The sequence below is a fragment of the Streptomyces sp. NPDC022910 genome, from assembly GCF_055561075.1.
Genome location: NZ_JBVHHL010000140.1, coordinates 1 through 3,460, shown reverse-complemented (window position 1 = coordinate 3,460; position 3,460 = coordinate 1). Strand labels below are relative to the sequence as shown.

General features: G+C 67.5%; 3 protein-coding genes. All 3 read right to left on the bottom strand.

The annotated features are described in order from the left end of the window. Nucleotides 1–192: 192 nt before the first annotated feature. The 3 genes from ACZ3TS_RS42605 to ACZ3TS_RS42595 all read right to left on the bottom strand — a co-directional run bounded on the left by ACZ3TS_RS42605 (nucleotide 193) and on the right by ACZ3TS_RS42595 (nucleotide 2,945). Nucleotides 193–540: a hypothetical protein gene (locus tag ACZ3TS_RS42605; protein ID WP_467628532.1), complete on the bottom strand. Its 348-nt coding sequence runs from the start codon at nucleotides 538–540 to the stop codon at nucleotides 193–195. A 433-nt stretch (nucleotides 541–973) separates the two neighbouring features. Continuing rightward, on the bottom strand, nucleotides 974–1,657 hold the full coding sequence (locus ACZ3TS_RS42600) for a hypothetical protein (protein WP_467628529.1): 684 nt from the start codon (nucleotides 1,655–1,657) through the stop codon (nucleotides 974–976). Nucleotides 1,658–1,869: 212 nt separating this feature from the next. After that, a protein-coding gene (locus tag ACZ3TS_RS42595) for an IS630 family transposase (protein WP_467628526.1) occupies nucleotides 1,870–2,945 on the bottom strand; the annotation gives its coding sequence in 2 pieces (ribosomal slippage) (nucleotides 1,870–2,496 and nucleotides 2,499–2,945; 1,074 coding nt in all). Nucleotides 2,946–3,460 lie beyond the last annotated feature (515 nt).

Below are 3,460 nucleotides of genomic sequence, written 5' to 3'. Positions count from 1 at the left end.
TCATGCACACGACATGACACAAGGGCGGAACCGTCCAGTCACCCACGAACGGGTGACACCAGATCATCTGGAACGGGACTTAACGCCCTCTGAGATCACTGTTCTCGGGCGAGAGAAACCACCAAAGCGCTGTGTCGGAGCCGGCGGCAAGGCCGTCTCCGCGGTCCTGCCACTGACGCACTGATTCCTGCGTCACTCGCCCTGGGACCAGATGCTCCATGCGGACTCCAGACTGGGGTGCACGGTGAACCGCGGGTCGTTGCGGACTTCGTCGAGGATGTCGTCCGGTGCGCCGACGAGATGGAAGTCCGCGTCGGGGCAGGCGTCGAACACAGCCGGGATGTCGTCCCGCGACATCCCGTCGGCGCACCGTGCCTCCCGTATGTCCAGGTAGAACGCGCTGGTTCCGGCCGCAGCGTGATGGTGCAGGCGTTGCCGAATGTGGTGCTGCGTGGCGGGGCCGATGATCCCGCTGACCGCGATCCACACCCGTGACGGGTCCTCGGCCAGCACCCGCATCCTCACGATCATCGTCCCCATCTGCTGCTCCCCCGTCTTCCCCGACCGGGCGGTTAAGCCGCCAGTGTCGGGCTTGTCCTTCGCCACCTGTTCGTTCGCCGCCGTCCCGCACTGCGGCATGAAGTCCCCCGCATATGCGGGGGAGGTACCGCCAGCGGCGGATCCCCGTGACCACGAGATCACAGATTTTGACGGTCAAGAAGGTGACGAGTGGCGGGGCGACCGCGCCCATGCCTCCCTCAACACGCTCCCCGCCGACGGCTTCGGCCACTCGGCCGCTCACACCGACTGACGAGCTTGTGCAGAACAACTTTTCCGGCATCGACGCCGCCGGGAAAGAGCTGGAGCGTCAGAAGGCGCTCACGCCGGCGTACGACATCAAGGAGGCCGCCATCGAACAGGAGGTTATCCTCACCGTCCCTGTCGTCGTGACAGGTCTGGGGCAGCGCCCCGCTCAGGGCTTCTCGCCGCGCGCGTACGGGCCGAGGAGTTCTCGGAACGCGCCGTCGCCAGGGGGGTGCAACTCCTTGGTGTCCGTGCCGCGTTCGACGAACGGTGTGCAGGTGACGGAGGTGCGACCGGAAATGCGGTGGGTGCCGAACAGACGGCCGGTACGGGCCTCAAGAACCCGCACCTCGTACCGGCCCTCGTAGTGGGAGATCTCCCGGCTCGCTTGGGTGGGCAAGTGGTACCGGCACACCTTGAGGAGCTTGCCCAGCCCCTCGTACCGGGCGCAGGCGACCAGTTGCACCCGCTCGGGCAGCGGCGTGAACGGGTCGGCGCGGTCATATCCGCCACTGCCCTCGAACTGGTGCAGCACCCCGTTGACATGGACGACCAGAGGGCGGGGCCCCGACGCCGACACACGTGCCGCCCGGGGGACCGGACGGCTCCCGTCCTCCTGGCACAGGCCACCGAACGAGAAGAGATTGAGGCGCGTCTCCACCGGGCTCTCCGACACCAGCGCCGTCGGCGTGATGAGCCGCCCGGAGGACCCCGGAGCGACGGAGAAGGCCGGGGTCGCGGCGTCTGCGCCGAGGTCGCCGTCGCCGCCTGAATTCCGTCCCAGCAGCCCGATCAAGACCGCGACCGCCGCCAAGAGCACCACCCCGGCGCCGTAGCGCACCCCTCGAGACACCGCGCTCGCCCCCTTCCGGCGTCACCGCCCGCCGATCCGCTCTCCCCCGGTGCCCCCGGGCGGCGATCTTAGCCGGTGCGGGTTCCGGGCACCTCCTGGTACGACGCTCCTCATGCAGCGGACCTGCGAGAGCCGTGCGGTAGTCCAAGACGGTCCAGGGGGTGCTCAACTAGGACGACTTCAGAAGTCACTGGACTACTTCCTACTGAGGATTAATGCGTGATGTCGCCAGGGCTCATGGCGAGGCCGGTGCCGATGAGGCAGCCGGTGATGATGGTGGGCCGGTACTGGATCTGGCGTAGGCCCCGGCGAACTGCGGTGACCAGGTGCGTGTAATCGGTGAAGGCGATGTTGGCCAGGCTGGTGCGCCGCAGGCTGGACCAGATCCCCTCCACGGGGTTGAGGTCCGGTGCGTAGGCCGGCAACTGGAACGCCGTGAGCCAGTCCCGAGCCGTGATCCAGGCGCGCATCGCGCGCCTGAGGTGCAGGCCGACGTTGTCCCAGACCAGCACGATCGGTCCGCCGAGCTGGGTGCGGGCGGCGGTGAGCAGGTCCCGTAAGTCCTTCCAGGAGAAGCCCTTGCGGCCGTCGGCCCGCCGGTCACCGGTGTGCCGGAAGACCAACCGCGGCCGCTCGCCGGGCTTGTAGCAGCACAGAGCGGCCACCGACAGGTGGCGTCTGCTGCCGCCGTTGACCCGGATCACCGGGGTGACGCCTCTGCGGGACCAGGTGCGGGCGGTGTGCGGCGTCATCGAGAACCCGGCCTCGTCGGCGAAGACGGTCCAGGCGCCGAGCGCCGCCGCGGTGGTTCCACGGCCGGCCAGGTCTCCTTCACCCACGTCGCGACCGCCTTGTCGTCGCGCTGCACCGCCCTGCGAGCCGGGACCTGGGGCGACCAGCCGTGCCGGTGCAGCAGCAGGCACACCCCGGGCCCGGTGTAGCTCTTGTGAAACATCCGCCCGATCAGCGTCCGGATCCGCGCGAGCGTCCAGCGCTCGTCAGGCCAGCCGTGCGCCGCCGCCCCCAACGCCAGCGCCGCCTCCAGCTTCACGAACAGCTCGTCGCTGAGCCTGGGCATGGACGCCGGCCCCTTCGAGACCAGTCCCGCCTCACCCCGCTCGGCCCACTCGCGCCGCCAGCGCTGCACCGAGCGCACATGTACCCGCAGCACCTTCGCCACCTCGGCGTTGTCGCTGCCCGCCGCGAACATCTCGCCCGCATCCAGACGGATCTGCTCGCGAAACGCCCTCCGCTCGGCAGTCAGCCCGCCACCCTGCGCGTACCTCATGCCCGTGGTGTACCGCGACGATCACGACCTGTCAGCACCCCACGACATCACGCATTACAAGTCAGTAGAGGCATTCGGGGGAGGTAGCGAACGACGACATCCGATGACTTCGAAAACTGCGGGCCGCTTCGAAGAATCTGCGTGAGTGGAACATCGGGACATCGGCCAAGAACTTGAGAATCGCCCGCGACATACTCCTCTGCATCGGGAGGGTGCAAGGCGACGAGAAAACACCCAGGTTCGCCAATTTCATCGAAGTGGCCTACATAGCGCCGGTGAACGAGGCGCAGCCAGCCTGACAGGAGCTGCTCGACCGAGCCGCTGTGTGGCCGTCCCACTCCTTCGACGGCCACCACTGCACCCCACAACACAGAGGAGAACAAGACGTGAACACATGGACTTGACAGGGAACTGTGCTCGTGCGGTGGATGTCAAGTCAATTGAGACGCTTGTAATGCTATGAGATCTGTCGCGCGGGTTCCCTCCGCTTTGCTGGGTCGTTGATCCACGCCTGT